General features: G+C 34.5%; 17 protein-coding genes. 4 read left to right on the plus strand and 13 right to left on the minus strand.

Annotated features, from left to right (window positions below; genetic code table 11):
* Window positions 1-28: 28 nt before the first annotated feature.
* Window positions 29-922 (minus strand): phosphate ABC transporter substrate-binding protein PstS family protein, encoded by an 894-nt coding sequence (locus tag ACFVR2_RS15210; protein WP_387363148.1) that lies wholly within the window; start codon window positions 920-922, stop codon window positions 29-31.
* A 267-nt stretch (window positions 923-1,189) separates the two neighbouring features.
* Here ACFVR2_RS15210 and ACFVR2_RS15215 point away from each other — a divergent pair, with 267 nt between their 5' ends.
* Window positions 1,190-1,408 (plus strand): hypothetical protein, encoded by a 219-nt coding sequence (locus tag ACFVR2_RS15215; protein WP_387363151.1) that lies wholly within the window; start codon window positions 1,190-1,192, stop codon window positions 1,406-1,408.
* 9 nt (window positions 1,409-1,417) lie between these two features.
* On the opposite strand, the gene ACFVR2_RS15220 is transcribed toward ACFVR2_RS15215, so the two are convergent.
* The 4 genes from ACFVR2_RS15220 to ACFVR2_RS15235 form a co-directional block, all read right to left on the minus strand.
* Complete coding sequence (locus tag ACFVR2_RS15220) at window positions 1,418-2,314, minus strand: phosphate ABC transporter substrate-binding protein PstS family protein (protein WP_387363154.1); 897 nt, start codon at window positions 2,312-2,314, stop codon at window positions 1,418-1,420.
* Between the two features lie 198 nt (window positions 2,315-2,512).
* Window positions 2,513-2,644 (minus strand): hypothetical protein, encoded by a 132-nt coding sequence (locus ACFVR2_RS15225; protein WP_387363157.1) that lies wholly within the window; start codon window positions 2,642-2,644, stop codon window positions 2,513-2,515.
* On the minus strand, window positions 2,638-2,823 hold the full coding sequence (locus tag ACFVR2_RS15230) for a hypothetical protein (RefSeq protein WP_387363160.1): 186 nt from the start codon (window positions 2,821-2,823) through the stop codon (window positions 2,638-2,640). The genes ACFVR2_RS15225 and ACFVR2_RS15230 overlap by 7 nt, the downstream gene beginning before the upstream one ends.
* A gap of 356 nt (window positions 2,824-3,179) precedes the next feature.
* Window positions 3,180-4,406 carry a Zn-dependent hydrolase gene (locus ACFVR2_RS15235; RefSeq protein ID WP_387363163.1) on the minus strand — a complete coding sequence of 409 codons (1,227 nt, stop codon included), beginning with the start codon at window positions 4,404-4,406 and terminating at the stop codon, window positions 3,180-3,182.
* A 529-nt stretch (window positions 4,407-4,935) separates the two neighbouring features.
* Between ACFVR2_RS15235 and ACFVR2_RS15240 the strand changes: the two genes are divergently transcribed.
* Window positions 4,936-9,360, plus strand: coding sequence for a pullulanase X25 domain-containing protein (locus ACFVR2_RS15240; RefSeq protein WP_387363166.1), 4,425 nt, complete (start codon window positions 4,936-4,938; stop codon window positions 9,358-9,360).
* 67 nt (window positions 9,361-9,427) lie between these two features.
* Here ACFVR2_RS15240 and ACFVR2_RS15245 read toward each other — a convergent pair whose 3' ends face one another.
* Both ACFVR2_RS15245 and ACFVR2_RS15250 read right to left on the minus strand, forming a co-directional pair.
* Window positions 9,428-10,252 carry an amidohydrolase family protein gene (locus ACFVR2_RS15245; RefSeq protein ID WP_387363169.1) on the minus strand — a complete coding sequence of 275 codons (825 nt, stop codon included), beginning with the start codon at window positions 10,250-10,252 and terminating at the stop codon, window positions 9,428-9,430.
* A 331-nt stretch (window positions 10,253-10,583) separates the two neighbouring features.
* Window positions 10,584-11,138 (minus strand): hypothetical protein, encoded by a 555-nt coding sequence (locus ACFVR2_RS15250; protein ID WP_387363172.1) that lies wholly within the window; start codon window positions 11,136-11,138, stop codon window positions 10,584-10,586.
* Window positions 11,139-11,300: 162 nt separating this feature from the next.
* Here ACFVR2_RS15250 and ACFVR2_RS15255 point away from each other — a divergent pair, with 162 nt between their 5' ends.
* Entirely contained in the window at window positions 11,301-11,546 is a 246-nt protein-coding gene (locus ACFVR2_RS15255) for a hypothetical protein (RefSeq protein ID WP_056467943.1), read from the plus strand.
* 739 nt (window positions 11,547-12,285) lie between these two features.
* Here the strand turns inward: ACFVR2_RS15255 and ACFVR2_RS15260 are convergent.
* From ACFVR2_RS15260 to ACFVR2_RS15285, 6 genes are all read right to left on the minus strand, one after another.
* Complete coding sequence (locus ACFVR2_RS15260) at window positions 12,286-13,155, minus strand: COX15/CtaA family protein (protein WP_387363177.1); 870 nt, start codon at window positions 13,153-13,155, stop codon at window positions 12,286-12,288.
* 11 nt (window positions 13,156-13,166) lie between these two features.
* Entirely contained in the window at window positions 13,167-14,078 is a 912-nt protein-coding gene (locus tag ACFVR2_RS15265) for a heme o synthase (RefSeq protein WP_387363180.1), read from the minus strand.
* A gap of 79 nt (window positions 14,079-14,157) precedes the next feature.
* Window positions 14,158-14,463: a cytochrome o ubiquinol oxidase subunit IV gene (gene cyoD, locus ACFVR2_RS15270; RefSeq protein ID WP_387363183.1), complete on the minus strand. Its 306-nt coding sequence runs from the start codon at window positions 14,461-14,463 to the stop codon at window positions 14,158-14,160.
* On the minus strand, window positions 14,464-15,066 hold the full coding sequence (cyoC, locus tag ACFVR2_RS15275) for a cytochrome o ubiquinol oxidase subunit III (protein WP_387363187.1): 603 nt from the start codon (window positions 15,064-15,066) through the stop codon (window positions 14,464-14,466).
* 12 nt (window positions 15,067-15,078) lie between these two features.
* Window positions 15,079-17,064, minus strand: coding sequence for a cbb3-type cytochrome c oxidase subunit I (locus ACFVR2_RS15280; protein WP_387363190.1), 1,986 nt, complete (start codon window positions 17,062-17,064; stop codon window positions 15,079-15,081).
* Between the two features lie 18 nt (window positions 17,065-17,082).
* Complete coding sequence (locus tag ACFVR2_RS15285; RefSeq protein WP_387363193.1) at window positions 17,083-18,021, minus strand: ubiquinol oxidase subunit II; 939 nt, start codon at window positions 18,019-18,021, stop codon at window positions 17,083-17,085.
* Between the two features lie 964 nt (window positions 18,022-18,985).
* Here ACFVR2_RS15285 and galU point away from each other — a divergent pair.
* Entirely contained in the window at window positions 18,986-19,897 is a 912-nt protein-coding gene (gene galU, locus ACFVR2_RS15290; RefSeq protein ID WP_387363196.1) for a UTP--glucose-1-phosphate uridylyltransferase GalU, read from the plus strand.
* The last annotated feature ends 9 nt before the right edge of the window (window positions 19,898-19,906 follow it).

The raw sequence follows: 19,906 nt of genomic DNA on the forward strand, positions 1-19,906 counted from the left end.
GGTATAAAACCAACTCTCATTTTTTATATTATTCTAAGCCTGCCATTTTCGAAGCTGGGATATAACCCATCTCAACTAACTTATTAGAAAATTCGTCGCCACTAATAAATTCAATATATTCTTTTACAGGAGATTTCGCATCGCCTTTTGTAATCATGTACTCATAAGAATAGAATGGGTAATCACCTGCAACGATATTGTCTGTAGTAGATTCTTTTCCATCAATTTTCACAGTTTTTAAAGCATCTTTTTTATCGCCGATTAAATATGAGTTAGCAAGATAAGAGATTGCACCAGGAGTAGAGTTTACAGCTTGCTCAACTGCACCGTTTGAGTCTTGAACTGTTCCTACGCCATCATTAATTTTAACGTCTTTCATAATTTTCTTTTCAAACGCTGCACGAGTACCAGATGATGCTGGACGATTAATTACATTAATTTTCTCATCTTTACCGCCAACTTCTTTCCAGTTCGTTACTTTTCCAGCGAAAATATCTTCAATTTGTTGAAGTGTAAGTGAATCTACTCCAACATCTTTATTCGTTACCATTGAGTAACCAACACCAGCAACTTTTGCTTCTACTAATGAACTTGCTAAAGATTTATCTTCTAATTTATCAGCAGCTGGTACATCTGAGTTACCAATTTGAATTGCTCCAGTAGATACTTGGTTTACACCAGTACCACTACCGCCACCTTGAACTGTAATTGATACTTGTGGGAACTTCGCCATAAATTCAGTTGCTGCTTCGTCAGCTAGTGGTTGTAATGCTGTTGATCCAGCAGCACCAATTGTTCCTGTTAATTCTACTTTTTTATCATCTGAAGTCTTTCCAGTTGTTTTATCATCTTTATTAGAACATCCTGCTAACATACCTGTAATTGCCATTGCTGCAAATGTTAATTTTAATCCACGTTTCATTTTAATCCCCCTAAAATGTTTGTTTTTATTTTTTGATTTTGTTTTTAATTTTTGTTTGTTTCTCTCTTACATTCTCTACTTTAAAGTTTTTAGGTTAAGCAAGTTTTAATCAATCGTAAAGAAATTGTAAATCTTTTTAGGAATTGTATATTTAGTCGATTTAAGGGCATTGAACGTTCCGTTAAACTACCAAGTATTTATTAAAACTTACTAAATATAAAGAAGAAAACTACTTAATACTAACTTTACTTTTTAAGTAGTCACTTCATGTTGATCGTTAACGTAGTCAATATTGAAAAACGCGAACATATAGTGACTTTTAATGATAAAGCTGTGAACTTCGTTGATAAAGTGATGCTTTTTGTTGATAAATTAATATTTTTTGTTGATATAGCGACGGAATTTGTTGATAAAATGCTTTTTGCCCATTACAAAGAAATAAAAAAAGCTGACTCAAAAAGTCATAGACCTTTAGAGTCAGCTTAAATTGCATTATTATTGTAAACCTGACATTTCTGAAGCTGGGATATAGCCCATTTCAACTAACTTATTAGAAAATTCATCGCCACTAATGAATTCAATATATTCTTTTACTGGAGATTTTGCATCACCTTTTGTAATCATATACTCATATGAATAGAATGGGTATGCACCAGAAGTAATATTATCAGTTGAAGATTCTTTTCCATCAATTTTCACAGTTTTTAAAGCATCTTTTTTATCGCCAATTAAATATGAATTAGCAAGATAAGAAATTGCACCAGGAGTAGAGTTTACAGCTTGTTCAACTGCACCGTTTGAGTCTTGCACTGTTCCTACGCCATCATTAATCTTAACGTCCTTCATAATTTTCTTTTCAAACGCTGCACGAGTACCAGATGATGCTGGGCGATTAATTACATTAATTTTCTCATCTTTACCGCCAACTTCTTTCCAGTTCGTCACTTTACCAGCGAAAATATCTTCAATTTGTTGAAGTGTAAGTGAATCTACACCAACGTCTTTATTTGTTACCATTGAGTAGCCAACACCAGCAACTTTAGCTTCTACTAATGAACTTGCTAAAGTTTTATCTTCTAATTTCTCAGCAGCAGGTACATCTGAGTTACCAATTTGAATTGCTCCAGTAGATACTTGGTTTACCCCAGTACCACTACCGCCACCTTGAACTGTAATTGATACTTGTGGGAACTTCGCCATAAATTCAGTAGCCGCTTCGTCAGCTAGTGGTTGTAATGCTGTTGATCCTGCAGCGCCAATTGTTCCTGTTAATTCTATTTTTTTATCATCTGTGCTTGTCTTACCAGTAGTTTTTTCATCTTTATTAGAACATCCCGCTAACATACCTGTAATAGCCATTGCTGCAAATGTTAATTTTAATCCACGTTTCATTATTGTTTGTCCTCCTAAGGAAAATTATTATTTTCTACATCTCTAACTATAGAAAAGAATAATTAACCTAGTTTTAAACGATTGTAAATAATTCGTAAAGTTGTTTTAGGATTACATTGTTTTTCTTTTCTTTAATCATAAAAAGAAAACACCCTATCTCCTTTAAGGAAATAGAGTGTTTTAAAGTAGTTTCTTAGATTATTTAGTCCAAACCTTTGCTCCGCCTGTAATTACACTAGAAGTATAACCTTGAGCATTTACAGTAACATAGTCTGGTGACTCTGAATAGATTTTCGTATTTTCTCCAATAACACCATTAGCTGTTACCACGCACTAAAAGAACCAGACACCGGTTCATGCACTGACATTTCACCAAGCGCTCTCATAATCGTAAAAATAATTAGTCCACCAATTATATATGAGATTAATATTGATGGACCTCCAGTTTGAATGGTCGTACTTGAACCATAAAACAATCCAACACCAATTGCACCTCCAAGTGCAATCAACTGAATATGCCTATTCTCTAACCTCGATGTAAGTTCTCTCTTTGATGACTGTTACTCACCAAACATCCTCTGCTTTTAGTTTGTGATTTTATATATAAATTGTATACAATAACAATATTATAAAGTGGACGTATTTTTTTAACAAAACTAATAATTCAAAATACGATTTCTTAATTCTGGTAATTATAAATTTATAGCAACAATTCTTGAACACGAAAAAAAGAAAAGGCCACGTTCCATAGATACGTTGCCTTTTTAGATAAAATATTTAGATTTAAAACAAACTCAGCCAAACACTCTACATGCGCGTAAAGTTTTTGATATGCTATTTATCACCACGATTTTTTTGAAAAACCCTATTTTTTCACTTTCTCAACGCATAGTTTTAACACACTATTAAGTAAAACATTCGCTCCTTTAGCACAATCCTCATATGAAGTTAATTCATCTTCACGATGACTATATCCATTTATACTTGGGACAAAAATCATAGCTGTTGGTATATATGAAGCAATGAATTGAGCATCATGGCCGGCACCGCTATACATACGATTTTCCTTATACCCTAGCTCTTTGCAAGCATATTTCACAGCATTTACGACTTTTTCATCAAAGTCAACTGTGTCTCGATCCCATAGCCGTGTGGATTTGATAGGGCAGTCATTTAAGTTTTCCGGCAGTTCTTCCACTATTCGAGTTACTTCTGCAATGACCCCAGGATCCTGATGTCTCGCCTCTAAAGTAAAGGTCACTTCTGAAGGAATGACTGTATGAATATTAGGGTAAGCATTCATACGACCAATTGTGTATACAAGCTTTGAATCTAGTCTCTGTAGTTGCTTTTGTAAATCAACAATCAAATTAGCTGCAGTGAACATTGGATCTTTTCGCATGCTGATAGGTGTAGTTCCTGCATGATTTGATTCTCCTAAAACAGAGATTTCATAGCATACCATTCCTAATACACCTTCTACAACTCCGATATCTAAGTTTTTACGCTCTAGTACAGGTCCTTGTTCAATATGTAGTTCGATATAAGCTGTGGCTTCTCTTAAACGATTTGTTTCAGAACCTTCAAAACCACTTAGATTCAATGCTTGAACAAATGATATTCCATTTTTATCTGTTGAAGCACTCATCTTTTTTTTATCAAATTTACCTGACAGTACTCCAGAAGCCATTAGTGATGGCTCAAATCGTGCCCCTTCTTCATTTGTAAAATTTACAATTGTAATTGGGTAATCTAACTCGATTTTTTCATCTATAATTGTATAAACAGTCTCTAAAGCTGTAAGTACACCTAGTACGCCGTCGAAACGACCTCCCTTAATAACTGAGTCCAAATGGGAACCAATTACAATTGGAGGTAAGTTTTTTTTCCCCGGTAAAGTAGCATACATATTCCCCATATCATCATACTTTACTGTCATTCCCACTTCTTCACTTAACACTTGAAATTTCTTCCTTGCAGCAATATCTTCAGCAGATAATGCTAGTCTAGTTACTCCATTGTTTTCCGTTTTACCATATTCACTAAACAACTCAATTAATTTTTGAAGCCGATTAGCATTCGTCTTGATCATATGAAAGCCTCCTTTAATTATTGGGTAATATCTTTATTAACAATTGCTACAAAACAAATGTTAATTCATTAGGTAAACTAGAAATATTCGAAAAAATATTTACAAATTTAAATGAAGTTGTTTCATTAAATATACGAAGGAAACTGCTGTTATAATACTAGCAATTACACCTTACTTATTCATTCAAAACATAGACAGTCGTTTGCCCATTTTTAGGACTGCATCTGTCTTTGTTTTTATAAATGTATGAAGACCGTTAGCTACTTTCTACCTTATTTTAGAACCCTACTTTCTATTTAAATTATCTGAAACTGTAATTGATTACCTAATCCCTCACGAAATGTTCTTATTTCAGAAAATTTGTATTATTTTGCTATTTTCCATTGATTTGTGTTAATAAAAAGATATAATTATTTTGAAAACAATTTGTGCAAACGATTGCAGTAAATGAGCATTACCTACATACATATTTTTATTGCATCTTTTGTATAAACGTTTTCGTAATTTAGAAAGAGAAAGGGGTTTTTTCATGAGGAGAAAACAGAGATCAATATTATCGCTTGTTACTGTATTAGGATTAGTTCTCCAGATGTTTCCGGGATTTTTTACAAATGGAACTGTAAAAGCAGCAGAAACGACAGCTAGACAAGTTGTACTTGTAGGAAGCTTTCAAAAGTTGTTAGGAAATTCAGGTGATTGGGACCCATCTTCGCACCAAACTGAAATGGTGTATAAAGGTAATGGTCTCTATACATTTACTGGTACTTTACCGGCTGGTGAATATGAGTACAAAATCGCCATTGGTGGAAACTGGTCAGAAAATTACGGTGAAGGCGGAAATCCTGGCGGCAACAACATTAAACTAATACTATCCGAACAAAAGGATGTCACTTTCTACTATAATGATAATACTCATTCAATTACTGATAGCACTCATTACACCCCTATAGCAGAGGAAAAACAACCACGTCTTGTTGGAACGATCCAGCCTGCTATTAATGCAGGGCCAGCTTGGAGCCCAGCAGACTCAACAGCCTTTTTAAAAGATGATAATTTCAAAAATATTTATTCCTTTACTACAAAAGTGCCAAGTGGTACTTACGAATACAAGATTGTACTAGGAAAAGATTGGACAGAGTCCTACCCTACCTCCAATCTGAAGTTATCTATAACTTCTGAAACTACTATTACATTTTTCTTTAATAACCAAACAAAAGAAGTTTATACAGATTATAAACCAACAGGCTCTGATGGCTTGATTGATCAGAATGCCCTCTATCATGATTCATGGGACCAAGTATACAAAAAGCCATTTGGGGCCGTTCCAGAAAAGACACCTGTCACCTTACGGATATCGGCTAAGAAAGGCGATCTAACAAGCGCGAGCCTTTATGTAAAAAATTATAATTCTGGCACGACAAAGGTCTTGGCTATGAAGAATGTAGGTTGGTCAAACACAAAAGACAAAGGTGACCTTGAGTACTGGGAGGCTACGTTTACTCCGACGGACAAAGGTGTTCACGGGTATAAATTCATTGTCAGAGATCAAGATACAATGGCAGAATACGGAGAAGACACACAAGAAGGTCATACTGGAAAAGCAGTAGATAAAAATGCAGGCCTTTTCCAATTGACAGTATATGACCCTAATTATCAAACGCCAGATTGGATGAAAGAAGCTGTAGTCTATCAAATTTTTCCCGATCGCTTTTATAACGGTAACAAGACAAATGACAATGTAAAGGACAAGGTCGGAGCTCGTGGTAATCAGCCAATCGAACATCCTTCTTCTTGGTCAAGCTTACCAGATAATCCTTATGAACAAGGAAATGGTTCATATACTGGAGACGGTGAGTTTAGTAATGACTTTTATGGAGGAGACATTGCTGGAATCAAAGCAAAGCTTGATTACCTACAATCAATGGGAGTCAACACACTTTATCTAAATCCGATTGCTCTTGCACCATCCAACCATAAATATGATGCAACGGATTACAAATTAGTAGACCCAATGTTTGGCTCAGAAAAAGAATTTAAAGATTTCACAAAAGAATTAGCAAAACGTAATATGCATTTAATTTTGGACGGTGTTTTTAACCACGTCTCAGACGATTCAATCTATTTTGACCGCTATAACAAATATAAAACAGTTGGTGCATATGAATATTGGTCTCGTGTTTATGATTTGATGAGTGATGAAAAATTGTCCGAGGCTACTGCCAAAGAGAAAACGAAAAAGCAACTTCTCTCTGAAGGCCAATCCTTTAGTCCATACGGATTTGAAAACTGGTTCCATATTGAAAATGTTAAAGTGCCAAATGAAAAAGTCAACGGTGTTTCAAATGGAGAACATTATAAGTATGAAGGTTGGTGGGGCTATGACAGTCTCCCTGTTTTTGAATCAAAAGAAGGTTCAAAGGTAGATCACCCTAGTGAACTTAACAATACTGCATTTGCTAACTATATAATGTATGATAAGGATTCTGTAAGCAAATCTTGGATTGATCGAGGTTCTTCTGGTTGGCGTTTAGATGTAGCGAATGAAGTAGACAGCTCATTTTGGCAGGAGTTTCGAAAAGAAATTAAATCCAAGACGATGACAGGTGCAGGACAAACTCTTCAAAAAGATGAAAAACCGCTTATTTTAGGAGAAATTTGGGATGACGCTTCTAAATACTTTTTAGGAGATCAATATGACTCCGTAATGAATTATCGTTTCCGAGGTGCTGTACTAGATTATTTAAAAAATGGTAATGCAGAAAATGCACAAAACTCTCTCCTTGCTGTTCAAGAGGATTATCCAAAGGAAGCTTTTTATGCTCTCATGAATCTAATGGGATCTCATGATACTGCACGAGCTATATTCCTCCTAGGCAATGGAACAGATACTTACAATCGAGCTGAACAAGATCCGAACTATAATTACAATGAAGGTGTGAAACGATTAAAGCTAGCCTCTATCCTTCAAATGGGTTATCCTGGTGCACCGACTATTTATTATGGAGATGAAGCAGGTCAAACAGGATCAAAAGATCCCGATGATCGCCGTACGTATCCATGGGGAAATGAAAACCAAGATTTGATTAAACATTATCAAAATATTGGTCAAATTCGTAGTAAAAATTCCGATTTATTTAGTCATGGTGACCTTCACCATATTTATGCTAAAAACGATGTATTAGCTTACGTTCGCACTAAAGGAACAAAATCAGCCCTGATCATTATCAACAGAGGGAAAACTGCACAAACAGTTGAAGTTGATACTAAAACGCTGATTGCGAACGGAATTCGTCTAGTAGACCAATTAGATAAAAATTACGTTGCTACAGTGAAGGATGGCAAGTTGACATTGAGCATTCCTGCTGAATCAGGAAGAATGTTACTATCCAATAATGACGTGAAAAATCCACAGTCAGTTAAAAATGTAATTGGGACTGTAGGCTCTAAACAAATTACTTTAAACTGGACAGGAACTGGCACAAAATTCAATGTCTATCAATCTACTATTGCTGGCGGATTATGGACAAAAGTGAAAGAAACTACGAACACTTCTGTGAACATTTCAGATTTAAATAATGGTCGTAACTACTATTTTTCTGTAACTGCTGTAGATTCTAACGGGAACGAATCTGAACCTGCAGTCTCAGTTGGTCTCGTTCCTCATTACGATGTTAGCAAAGCTAGCGTGTCCAACATGACAGCCTTAGACAACCAAGAGCTGAATTTAGCACTTGAATCTACTGTTAAAGCAACATTTTACCTGCAGGGTGCAACAGAAACAGGCCCAGCTGAAGGAATTACCGCCGATCTTCAAGTAAGAATGAAAGGCCAGACTGCTTGGGAATCATACCAAACTCTATATAATGGTCAGTCTCAAGAAAATCAAGCTAATGAGTTTAAAGGTAGCTTCACACCATTAGAGGCTGGCATATATGAATACAGAATGTCCTTTACACCTGATTTAGGTAATACATGGGTATACTCTGAAACAAAAGAAGTGAATTATACACGTAGCACTTTAGATACTACTCCCCCTGCTAGTAAGGTCACTTTGGAGACACCAATTAAAGAGTCTGGTCAGGTTAACTTGAACTGGAAACTTACGCAACCAGATCAGCCATATAAAACTATCATTTATCGTGACGGTCATATACTAACTTCAGTAAATGGGGACACTACTACCTTCCGTGATTATCAGGTCACAAACGGTACAGCATATAACTACCAAATCCGTGTCTTTGATCAAGCAGGGAACTATGTGGATTCAAATACTGTAAATGTCACACCAGATATTGTCATGGTGCAAGTTACCTTTAAGGTACATGCACCGGATGACACTCCTTTGTCAGCACAAATGAATATACCTAACAGCTTAAATGGTTGGAATACAGGTGCATGGTCAATGAGCCGAAATGGTGCCGTTACACCAGATTGGGAATATACAGTTGAGCTTGAGGAAGGAACTGAAATTACCTATAAATATACGAGAGACAACACATGGGATCATGAAGGATTAGCAGACCATACACCAACTGATTCATCAGATGATGATATCAGTTACTATGGATATGGTGCGACTGGAACAGATATGAAAATAGTTGTTTCAAATCAAGGTGGCAACAAAATGACTGTCCAAGATACAATCTTACGCTGGATTGATAAGCCACTTGTCGTTAGCCAAATTGATGTGAATGGTTCAACTTTAACTGTCAAAGGGAATTCTATTAAAGGAGCTAACCTCACTATCAACGGGGAAAAAGTAACTACCGATAATGAGATGAAATTCACTCAATCTATTAATCTAAAAGAAGGTCAGACACAAGTACCAGTACACATTGAACCAACTGATACAACCAAATCCACGATTTTTAAAGGTGATGGCGGTTCGATCAACAAAAACACTAAAAACTATGTGATTGATGTTGTTAATAAAACGATTAGTGAGTCTAAATAATAAGAATTAAGAAAGGTCTACCGATTTTGGTAGACCTTTTTTTGAATTATTTTTGCCTTCATTTAAATTATTCAATTAATCCTAAAAAGTTTTTTCCAAGTATGTATTCCTTTTCGTTATCAGGAATTAGAAGGGATTCCACCCATCTTTTCTTGTCCGAATAGTCATATTCATTAAATGTCTTCATTCCATATGGTCCGTCACAACCAAATAGAACTTTATGATAACCTAAAGACTCTACCGCTTGTTTTACAATTGTCGGATTGAGATAGTCACTTGATGTATCAACATATACATTTGGTTGTTCCTTAACGTATTTCCATAGTTTTGTCCAAAATGGTAGACCAGCGTGAGCATAAATTAATTTAAGATTAGGGAATTTTTCAGGTAGATATTTATAGGAGTCAATCTCAGAAGAAAGATGAATAATCATAGGTACACCTTTTGATTCACATAAAGCAGCAACTTGATCAAGAGCTTTAATACGATAACCATGCATGAATGGATGAGCCTTTACCCCAATAAAACTAGGGTTTTTAAGATAGAAGTCTATTTCTTCCATAAAATTAGGAATCATAGGGTTCACTGCTATCCAACCTAGAAAACGGTCTGGAAATCTAGCAATTGCAGTAGCCACGATATCGTTTTTTGGCTCGGTAAAAATCTTATATGAGTTACCATAAAGTTTCAAATAGCCATCTTTCACTAGACTATCATAAATTTTGTGCCCTATTTGAGGGGTATTAAGTATTAGAAAACGGAATAATCGCTGTATCTGATACTGAATGGTACTATCCGATTCAAACATTGTTTCACTCATAGGGGGGATTAGAGCAGTTTTTGCTATATGATTTTTATCCATCCCCTCTATCATTTTTTCTAAAGTCAGCATGGATTCATCCACGTGAAAATGGCAATCTACAATAATATAAATCTCTCCCTTCTATTTTAAAAAAATCTCCACCTTTTACTCCTTTCATTCCGAAATTCGGCTGATGTATGTTACACGGCAAGTGATAAACCAATAGCAAATAATCTAGTGGATCCTTGCGGCTTGCAATAGTATCAGCCACAACCGCTAGTAGCCGAATGAAATACAGCTACTAAAATATTAAGTTTCGTATTTTATGGGGCTAGCCCCAAACCCTAGCTAGCTCAACCCAATAGCTTAAAAAAGAAAAAGGCTTATAGAATTATTTCTATAAGCCTTTTTTGTAGTATTGTTATCTATAGTCTTTTAATTGAATTGAGTGGTATCTAGTAGTTTTACTAATTAATTTAGTACGTTTGCTGTCTGAATATGAATAATAAATTATTTTACTTCTGTTGAAATAAGCGTCATTCTTCACATAAATTACCGCTTTTAGATATTTAGGGGTATAGTTACCAAATCCAAGGAAAACTAATATACCATTCCAAACAGCTTTAGCTTTATTTATATAATAACCTCCTGGTAATCCATTAATTATAGCAGTTGCAACTGCTGCTACGAATCCGTCACGTGCACTTGTAGTGCCATAAACAGTTTTTGCATAAGTATAATCTTGATATCCATCATTTACTACCATACGATCTGTTTTCTCAGAGGTTTCAGGTGTTGCTAATGCTTCTGCTTCAAGTTGTTCAAGTTTATCTGATTCATCGACGACAATAGTATCATCAGATATGTAGTTTACTTCTTCTTGTACTGGCTGAGTTTCTTCTGCATTTACAAAGTTTGGAGCAATTGTTGATGTCAAAGTTGCTCCAGAGAGTACGGTTAATCCTAATTTTTTCATGATTTCCTCCTAACATTAAATTATTCATATTTAATGTTAACAAAATACCAGAAAGAAAAATGTACCATAAATGACGTTTTTTTGTACTTTTTTAGAATATTCATCAAACCATCTTATGGTATAATATAACAATTACTCTGACAGATTTAGAAGGTGTTTGTGATGACTTATTTAAGTAATTTGACAAAAAAAATAAAACCTTTTTTTATAGCAGTGATGATAGGTAGTCTTTTTATTATTAAACCTCAAAATATTGATTTGAAAATAATTTTAATGTGCATTTTAGGTGGTTCTCTTATATTAGAATCTTGTATTTTAAGTTACAAAAATAAAAAGGTGACTAATCGTATAGATTTGTTTTTTGGTTTGTTTTTAATTTTTTTTTCTATCTTTCAAAAAATAAATTAAATCTGTCATTTGTCACAGCTTCCATTAAAATTGTATCTCTATCAGTTAACATTTTTTTATTTCTTTGCTTTCTTTTTCTAACCCTTCAACACGTTCATTTGTAAACTTCAAATGCTCCAATATTGCATCAAGTTTTTCGTTCATTATAAAAGGTGTTACAGGATTATAAAGGCGAACTGAATTCCCCTTTAATAACTTGTTTAACAGCTTCTTCTACCTTCATACCTTCTTTTAATGCAATTACCTGTTCAAAACAATCTATATCCTTATCACTAAAGAGTCTAGTGCCACTTTCTCAATCCGTTATAAATTCATAATCGTACTTAACAAACAATAAAACAAAATAGGAAATAGGGAAAAAGATTAAGGTGACCACAATAGTCCCTCCTTCCTTCCCCCCTGTTTGCTTTTTTCAGTTGTCTATTCTGATTTTAGCAAAGGTTTAATATTTTAAAACAAGCTCAGCCACGCACTCAACATGTGTGAACTGCAATTGACAAAACATTGGATGTTGGTAGGTTTACTAACATTCTTAAGAGCTTTTACTCTTAGTTTCCTCAGTCAGAATACTTATGCCAATAAGATTGCAAAAAAGAGGTAGCCTTCCCACTAATCTATACTACTTATACTTTTAGTTTGTGAAACGCTTGATTATTTCTTTTAGTATGTTGCTTGGGAAACAAGCCCTAGTTATATAACTTAAGATTAGCAACCAATTTACTTTCTAAAACAGCACCTTTTAACGACCCTGAATGCAAATTATACTTTGTATTCCCACAAGTAAGGACAGTATTGAAACATGTAAAAGGACAGCTCCTAAACTTAAATGTGAAAAAATTAATAGATAACCACTTAAACCTTGCATCATAATAAATAAGAAATTAATTTGACTGAAGCGATAAATGTCGGGTCGAACATGACGATATTTTTTCGAAAGCACCATTTGAATGAAGAAAAGTATTACTAAGCCGAGTGCCAAAGATCGATGAATTACGTCGATCCAATAAGCATTTCCTACGATTGAAAAATGTTCAGTCGGTATTGGAAACCCACGGAAAGCTCCACCTGATCCAGTTTTTGCGACATATCCTCCGAAATAAATAGCTACATATAAAAATAAGAAAGTAAACCAAGAAAAAACTGAGAAACTAGTAGGCAACTTTTTCGAATCTCTTATTTTTTTTTCCTCTCGATAAATACCATAAGCAATATTCACTAAAGCCGAAAAAGAAATAAGAGCAATACCTAGATGTGCAGCAAGAATAAGGTGTGAAAGCTTAATCATTACAGTCAATGCACCTAGAGTAGATTCTCCTAGTATTCCTAAAATAGCAAATAGAGCAAGCCATTTCATTTTAGGAGATTTATATTTTATCCAAGTAATCCCTGAAACTACAAATAATAATATACTTGCTCCACCAACAACTATTCGATGAGTATATTCGATGATTGAATGATAATCTGAAAAGTCTGGAAAAACACTTCCATTACAAAGTGGAAATCCACTTCCACACCCCATTGCAGAATTAGTCAATGTATCAATAAATCCAATAATATTTACTAAAAAAAGGAACGAAGCAGCAATTATAGAAAGCTTAAAAAATTTCATAAGTACACCCCTTACAAGATTCCAATTACCATAGTAGAAAACATTCCTAAAATATAAATGAGAGAACAAATAAACGTTTTCTTCGCCCAGATAAAATGATTGTCGTCCTCTTTCCACATTTTAAATGTGCAATATAGAAAAAAGCTATTTATGATAATTGCAAAAACAAGATAAAAATAATTAAATTCTCCACTTACAAATAAAACCAAAGTACAAATGAATAAGAGAACCGTATAAATAAAGCTTTGGATTTTTGTTGAATGAGCTCCTTTTACAACAGGCATCATCGGAATCCCAGCCTTTGTATATTCATTATTCTTATATAAGGCAAGTGCCCAAGTATGTGGAGGGGTCCAAAGGAAAATGACCATAAACATCAGCCATGCTGTAATGTTTAGACTTCCTGTAACAGATGCCCAGCCAATTAATATAGGGAAAGCTCCTGCTCCCCCGCCAATAACGATATTTTGAGGAGTTCTTCGTTTTAACCACATCGTATAAATAAGCGCATAATAGATATACCCAGCAGCATTAAGAAATGCAGTGATTGGATTCAAAAATAGAAAAGCAATCAAAACGGATAAGACACCAAGTAGTATTCCAAATAATAAAACAGGAAGAGGATTGATCAATCCAGCAGGTATAGGTCGTTTCATCGTCCGTTCCATAATAACGTCAATGTCTCGATCAAACCACATATTAATCGCTGCCGATCCTCCAGCAGAAAGTGAAGCACTTAAAAGCATGTAAAAAAGGACAGATATAGATGGAACTCCTCTTTGGGCCACCAATGCAGAACAAAGTGAAGTAAAAATAAGCATAATTAAGATTTTTGGTTTTGTTACAATAACGAATGCAGAAATGGTTTTGGTCCACTTATGGAATTGAGAGGCTGATTCCTGACGTATTTGATTAACTGACACAATCCCTCGCTCCTTTTTGATTAATACTAAACGCTCAGTGAAGTAATTACCTCGCTGAGCGTTTAAACATTTTATAGTTCTATTGAACTTGAGAATTAAAAGTCATAATCCACATTGATCCAATAATAATCGTTAACACGAAGACACTACCTAAAATTAATGCCATGACATTGTATCGTGGCTTTTCTCCATCTCGGATGTGCATGAAGAAATATAATTGTACAACAAATTGCAAAGTAGCAGTAAGTAAAATAACAACAACACTAGTAGATTTAGAAATCATATGTTGTAAGACAAGCACAAGTGGGATGATTGTTAACACGATTGAAAAAATAAAACCTATTACATAAGCTTTACTCGAGTTAACATGTTCATGACTTGACATTTACATCACCCCCATCAGATAAACAACTGAAAAGATAAAGATCCAAACAGCATCTAAAAAGTGCCAATAAAGGCTGACCATCGTAATTTTTCGTTTCGTAACTGGCGTAATCCCTTTACGAGAAAGTTGAATCACTAATCCTATCATCCAAAATAAACCTACTAATACGTGAAGTCCATGTGTACCAACAAGTGAAAAGAATGAAGTAAGAAAGGCACTTGAAGTAATCGTCGCTCCTTCATGAACCATATGTGTAAACTCATTGATTTCTAATCCTACGAATATAGCACCTAGAATCGCAGTAACAATCAACCAGTTAATTAATCCTTTTTTGTTTCCTTTATTCATCTCTAAAACAGCTAATCCACTTGTAAATGAACTAGTTAATAGAATAAAAGTTTCAATGATAAAACCAGGGATATCAAATTCTTTCGCTGTAAATCCACCATTCGTATGGGTATGCAAAACAGCATATGCAGCAAAAAATGTAGCAAACAATAGACAGTCGGTTACAAGAAAAAACCAGAAACCTAAAAGCTTTAACCCCTCCTGGTCAACATGACCATGATCGTGGTCAGAAACATGAGCAGAAACATGTTGCATGTTTAAAACCTCCTAATTTGCAGTTCTATGAACATAAGTTTTATTCCTTAAAGCCATTTCAGTTCGTTCTATTTCTTCGACCGAAATATAATAATCTGTATCATATTGGAAAGAACGAGCAAATAATGCTATGACAACACCAATTAATCCTACAATTCCCATCCAATACCATTCAAACGTAAAACCAAATCCTGCAATAAAGAAGAAAACTGATAAGATAAAAGGAATTCCAGAATTCTTCGGCATATGAATCGGTTCATATTTCACTGGAGATGGCTTATACGCACCGTTTTCCATCGCTTGTTTTTGGTACCACCATGCATCACGACCACTTACCTCTGGCAATATGGCAAAATTGTATACTGGCGCAGGTGATGGAATTGACCATTCCAATGTACGTCCGTTCCATGCATCACCTGTAACATCTCGTTCACCATGTTTAATGCTATAAAGGATTTGCCAAGCTTGGAATAAGAAACCAATACCCATTAAGAATCCACCAATAGTTGAAATGTAGTTAAGTGGAGCCCATCCCATGTCCCAACCATTCACTTGGCTATACGTATAAATTCGACGTTGCATTCCCATAAAGCCAAGCGCGTATTGCGGCATAAAGCAAACATAAAAACCAATTTGCCATAACCAAAATGCCCACTTACCTAAACGATCATTTAACTTAATTCCGAAAATTTTAGGGAACCAATAATAAATACCTGCTAAATAACCAAACACAACTCCACCAATTAGAACTTGGTGAAAGTGAGCAATTAGGAAGTAACTATTATGATATTGATAATCTGCAGGAGCTGCTGCTAACATAACTCCTGTTGCCCCCCCAACGAGAAAAGTTGGAATAAATGCATAAAACCATAGCATTGGTTGTGTTAATGTAATACGACCACGAGACATTGTAAGTAACCAGTTAAATATTTTAACGCCTGTTGGAATCGCAATTACCATTGTTGCAATCGCAAAAAATATATTTACATTCGCGCCTGCACCCATTGTAAAGAAGTGATGGGCCCAAGTGAAATAAGATACAACACTAATAATCATCATCGAAAATACCATTGAACCATAACCAAAGACACGTTTTTTAGAGAATGTTGCTACAATCTCAGAAAAAACTCCAAATGATGGCAGTAAAACAATATAAACTTCAGGGTGCCCCCACATCCAAATCAAATTAATATACATCATTGGGTTACCACCAGCGTCCATTGTAAAGAAGTGACCACCAAGTAAACGGTCAATCGTTAACATAGCTAGCGTTACTGTAAGAATTGGGAATACGCCTAAAATCGTAATTGATGATGCGAATACTGACCATGTAAACAGTGGCATATCTCTTAAACGCATAGAAGGAGTACGCATTTTTAAGATAGTTACGATAAAGTTAATTCCGGTAGCTAATGTTCCGATCCCTGATAACTGAATACCCCAAATCCAAAAGTTTTGACCTGGTCCTGGACTAAACATATTTTCAGATAATGGTGGATAAGATAGCCAACCAGCACTTGCTGAACCACCGATGACAAACGAAATATTAAATAACATAGCACCTACGAAAAATAACCAGAAACTTAATGCATTTAAAAACGGGAAAGCAACGTCCCTCGCCCCAATTTGCAATGGAACCACGATGTTAAATAATGCAAACATAAGTGGCATTGCCATAAATAAAATCATAATCGTTCCATGAGTCGTAAAAATTTCATTATAGTGTTGAGAAGTTAGAAAGTGACTATTTGGTACTGCTGTCTGAATACGCATTAATAAAGCATCTGCTCCACCTCGAAGGAGCATAAGTAATGAAGATAGAAGATACATAATTCCAATTTTTTTATGATCGACAGTGGTAATCCATTCTCTCCAAAGCCATTTCCATTTTTTTAAATAGGTGAGAGAAAATACGATCCCAATAATCGTTAGAATAATTGAAACATCTGCACCATAAATCATCGGATCGCCAGTGACAAAAAAATGTGAGTTATCCATAGAAAATTGCCTCCTGATTTATTTTTTAGTTCCCATATCCATTCCTGGCATATCATCCATACCTGATGTCGTCTTACCATCACCCATATGGTTCATATGATGGTAATAGATTCCACCGTTTTTATTAACAATGTTTTCGAATAGATTCTTTGGATATGATGAAAAACTTAACTCTTTTACTACTGTGCTTTGCTTAGCTAAATTTTTATATCCATCATTCGTAAGACTAGGAGAGCTTTTCTTAATACCCTCAGCCCATTTATCATAATCAGCTTGAGTTACAGACTTGACTCTAAATTGCATGTGAGCAAATCCCTTACCTGTAAAGTTGGCACCAGTTCCAAAATACTCACCTGTTTTATCCGCTTGAAGCCACAATCCCATCGACATACCAGGCATTGTATATTCTTGTCCTCCTAGCTCTGGTACCCAAAAAGAGTTCATTGGAGCATCAGAAGTTAGAACAAACTGAATTGGCACACCTGCAGGAATCTCTGCATAATTGACCGTTGCAATTTTTTTATCAGGATAAGTAAACAACCACTTCCAATCTAGTGAAGTTACTTGAACTACTACTGGTTTTACATCCTTTACTGGTGGTTTCGTCAATGCCAAAGTTGTTTTAGCAGTGAATACACCGAGAATCGCGACGACTATAATTGGTATGCCCCACCAAATCGTTTCTAGAGTCTTACTATGTGCCCATTCTGGCTGATATGGAGCTTTGTTCCCTTCTTTATCCCGATACTTAATTGCAATATAGATAAAGATTCCTAAAACAGGAGTAACAACGATCAGACATAAAATTGCTGTAAGAATGATTAACCGTAATTCTTCATGTGCGACAGGTCCTTTTGGATTAAGAACAATAAACTGACTTTTATCGCATCCAGTCAAAAGAACCAACCCTAATAATGTTAAAAAAGACATCTTAGTAGCTTTGATCCATTTAAACAAATTAATTTCCCCTTCCCCTTCATTTCAATTTTTTCCTAAACGACTGCATGTACCAGTAACTAAATATGTAAGTACTTAGCAATAAAAATATAGCACGCAAAAGAAGTATTTTAAATACATCTTTATGTCGAAAATATGTCTGAAAAATGGCAGATTTGTGTCTGAAATATGATGAAATTGTTACTGATAAATGACAATTTACGATTGAATTTGAAATTCAAAAGTTAAATAAAAAGAAGATTCAATATTATGATTTATTTATTGAGAAGAAAATTTCAAAAATGAAGAAGAATTAAAAGGTAACGTTTTGGAAGAGCTGTTATTGTTAGGAGAACACGTACCACTAGTAAAACCACCAAAAGAATTAGCAGAAAAATTTTTAGCGATCCTTTATTATAAGTAAAAAAGGCAACTCCCAATGGGTTAGTTGCCTTTCTTTACAACAAGCTCAGCCACACATTCCACATGCGCAGTATACATTATTATATCTCTATATCAATTTTTATTATATATCCTCACAAACCCTTTAAAATCATTCACACTAATTAACCGACTCTCATCCCTTTGAATTACCCATTTTATTTTGAAATTACCATTAAATGTTGTTATAGTTATGTACTTCCATAGACTTAAAGGTTAAGTAAATAGTTTGCAAATAAAAAATACTAAAGGCAACGTAGCATAGCATATTTGCGTTGCCTTTTAAAATAATTATTTAGTTTTTGAAGACGTTTTTTTAATAATTTGAACCTGGCTAATAAAACTAAAAATGGTATCCTTCGATTTAATTGCCTTTTCTTCCTCTTTACTTATTTAACAATATTTTCTATTAATTATTAGATTGATGTCAGAACTTAATGAAAGCTAATTATAAATTAAAACCATCTTGCATAGGATAAAATCAGGTTAAAAATCTTTACAAAAGATTTTTTAAATAACTAATAAGAATCGAAGGGGGAAACAAATGATCAAAAAGGCCGTTATTCCCGCTGCTGGATATGGAACACGTTTTTTACCTGCGACAAAGGCTCAACCTAAAGAAATGTTGCCGATTGTAGATAAACCAACTATACAATACATTATCGAAGAAGCTGTTATGTCAGGAATAGAAGACATCATTATCGTAACAGGTAGAAATAAACGAGCGATTGAGGATCATTTTGATAAATCACTAGAATTAGAGCTTATATTAGAAAACTTTGGAAAAATAAATACACTTAAAATTATTCAAGATATCTCAACACTTGCGGATATTCACTATGTTCGTCAAAAAGAGCCATTAGGACTTGGCCACGCCATTTTATGTGCAAAAAAATTTATTGGAAATGAACCATTCGCTGTGTTGCTAGGCGATGACATTATAGATAGTAAAACGCCTGCATTAAAGCAAATGATTCATAAATATAATGAAGTACAATCAAGTATACTTGGTTGTAAGGAAGTTCCACTACAAGATGTAAACAAATATGGCATCGTAAATTATTCCAAGTTTAATAAAGACATTTTTAAAGTTAAAGGTCTTATCGAAAAACCAAATGTAGAATCTACCCCTTCTTCACAAGCCATTGTTGGGAGGTATATTTTAACTCCTACAATTTTTGAAATGCTAGAACAAATCACCCCAGATTCGAAAGGCGAATATCAATTAACAGATGCCATCGATTTATTACTTACAAAAGAACCAATCTTTTCTTATTTAATACAAGGAAATCGATATGATATAGGTGACAAATTTGGCTTTTTACAAGCATCGATTGATTTTGCTTTAAAGAGACCCGAACTTAAAAAACCACTTGAAAAATATTTAAAAGAATTGGTATTAAAAGATGATAAATTAAGTGTCTCTAAAAAAAATAAATCTACTTATAAATTTTAAACAACTAAA

The organism is Gottfriedia sp. NPDC057991 (assembly GCF_042886615.1).
GTDB lineage: Bacteria > Bacillota > Bacilli > Bacillales > Bacillaceae_G > Gottfriedia.

Bases quoted from the DNA above. Each gene is read 5' to 3' on its own strand.
- ACFVR2_RS15210 (WP_387363148.1), bottom strand. From the start codon at position 922: ATGAAACGTGGATTAAAATTAACATTTGCAGCAATGGCAATTACAGGT.
- ACFVR2_RS15255 (WP_056467943.1), top strand. From the start codon at position 11,301: ATGACTTATTTAAGTAATTTGACAAAAAAAATAAAACCTTTTTTTATA.
- ACFVR2_RS15220 (WP_387363154.1), bottom strand. From the start codon at position 2,314: ATGAAACGTGGATTAAAATTAACATTTGCAGCAATGGCTATTACAGGT.
- galU (WP_387363196.1), top strand. From the start codon at position 18,986: ATGATCAAAAAGGCCGTTATTCCCGCTGCTGGATATGGAACACGTTTT.
- ACFVR2_RS15235 (WP_387363163.1), bottom strand. From the start codon at position 4,406: ATGATCAAGACGAATGCTAATCGGCTTCAAAAATTAATTGAGTTGTTT.
- ACFVR2_RS15280 (WP_387363190.1), bottom strand. From the start codon at position 17,064: ATGGATAACTCACATTTTTTTGTCACTGGCGATCCGATGATTTATGGT.
- cyoC (WP_387363187.1), bottom strand. From the start codon at position 15,066: ATGCAACATGTTTCTGCTCATGTTTCTGACCACGATCATGGTCATGTT.
- ACFVR2_RS15250 (WP_387363172.1), bottom strand. From the start codon at position 11,138: ATGAAAAAATTAGGATTAACCGTACTCTCTGGAGCAACTTTGACATCA.
- cyoD (WP_387363183.1), bottom strand. From the start codon at position 14,463: ATGTCAAGTCATGAACATGTTAACTCGAGTAAAGCTTATGTAATAGGT.
- ACFVR2_RS15260 (WP_387363177.1), bottom strand. From the start codon at position 13,155: ATGAAATTTTTTAAGCTTTCTATAATTGCTGCTTCGTTCCTTTTTTTA.
- ACFVR2_RS15215 (WP_387363151.1), top strand. From the start codon at position 1,190: ATGTTGATCGTTAACGTAGTCAATATTGAAAAACGCGAACATATAGTG.
- ACFVR2_RS15240 (WP_387363166.1), top strand. From the start codon at position 4,936: ATGAGGAGAAAACAGAGATCAATATTATCGCTTGTTACTGTATTAGGA.
- ACFVR2_RS15245 (WP_387363169.1), bottom strand. From the start codon at position 10,252: ATGCTGACTTTAGAAAAAATGATAGAGGGGATGGATAAAAATCATATA.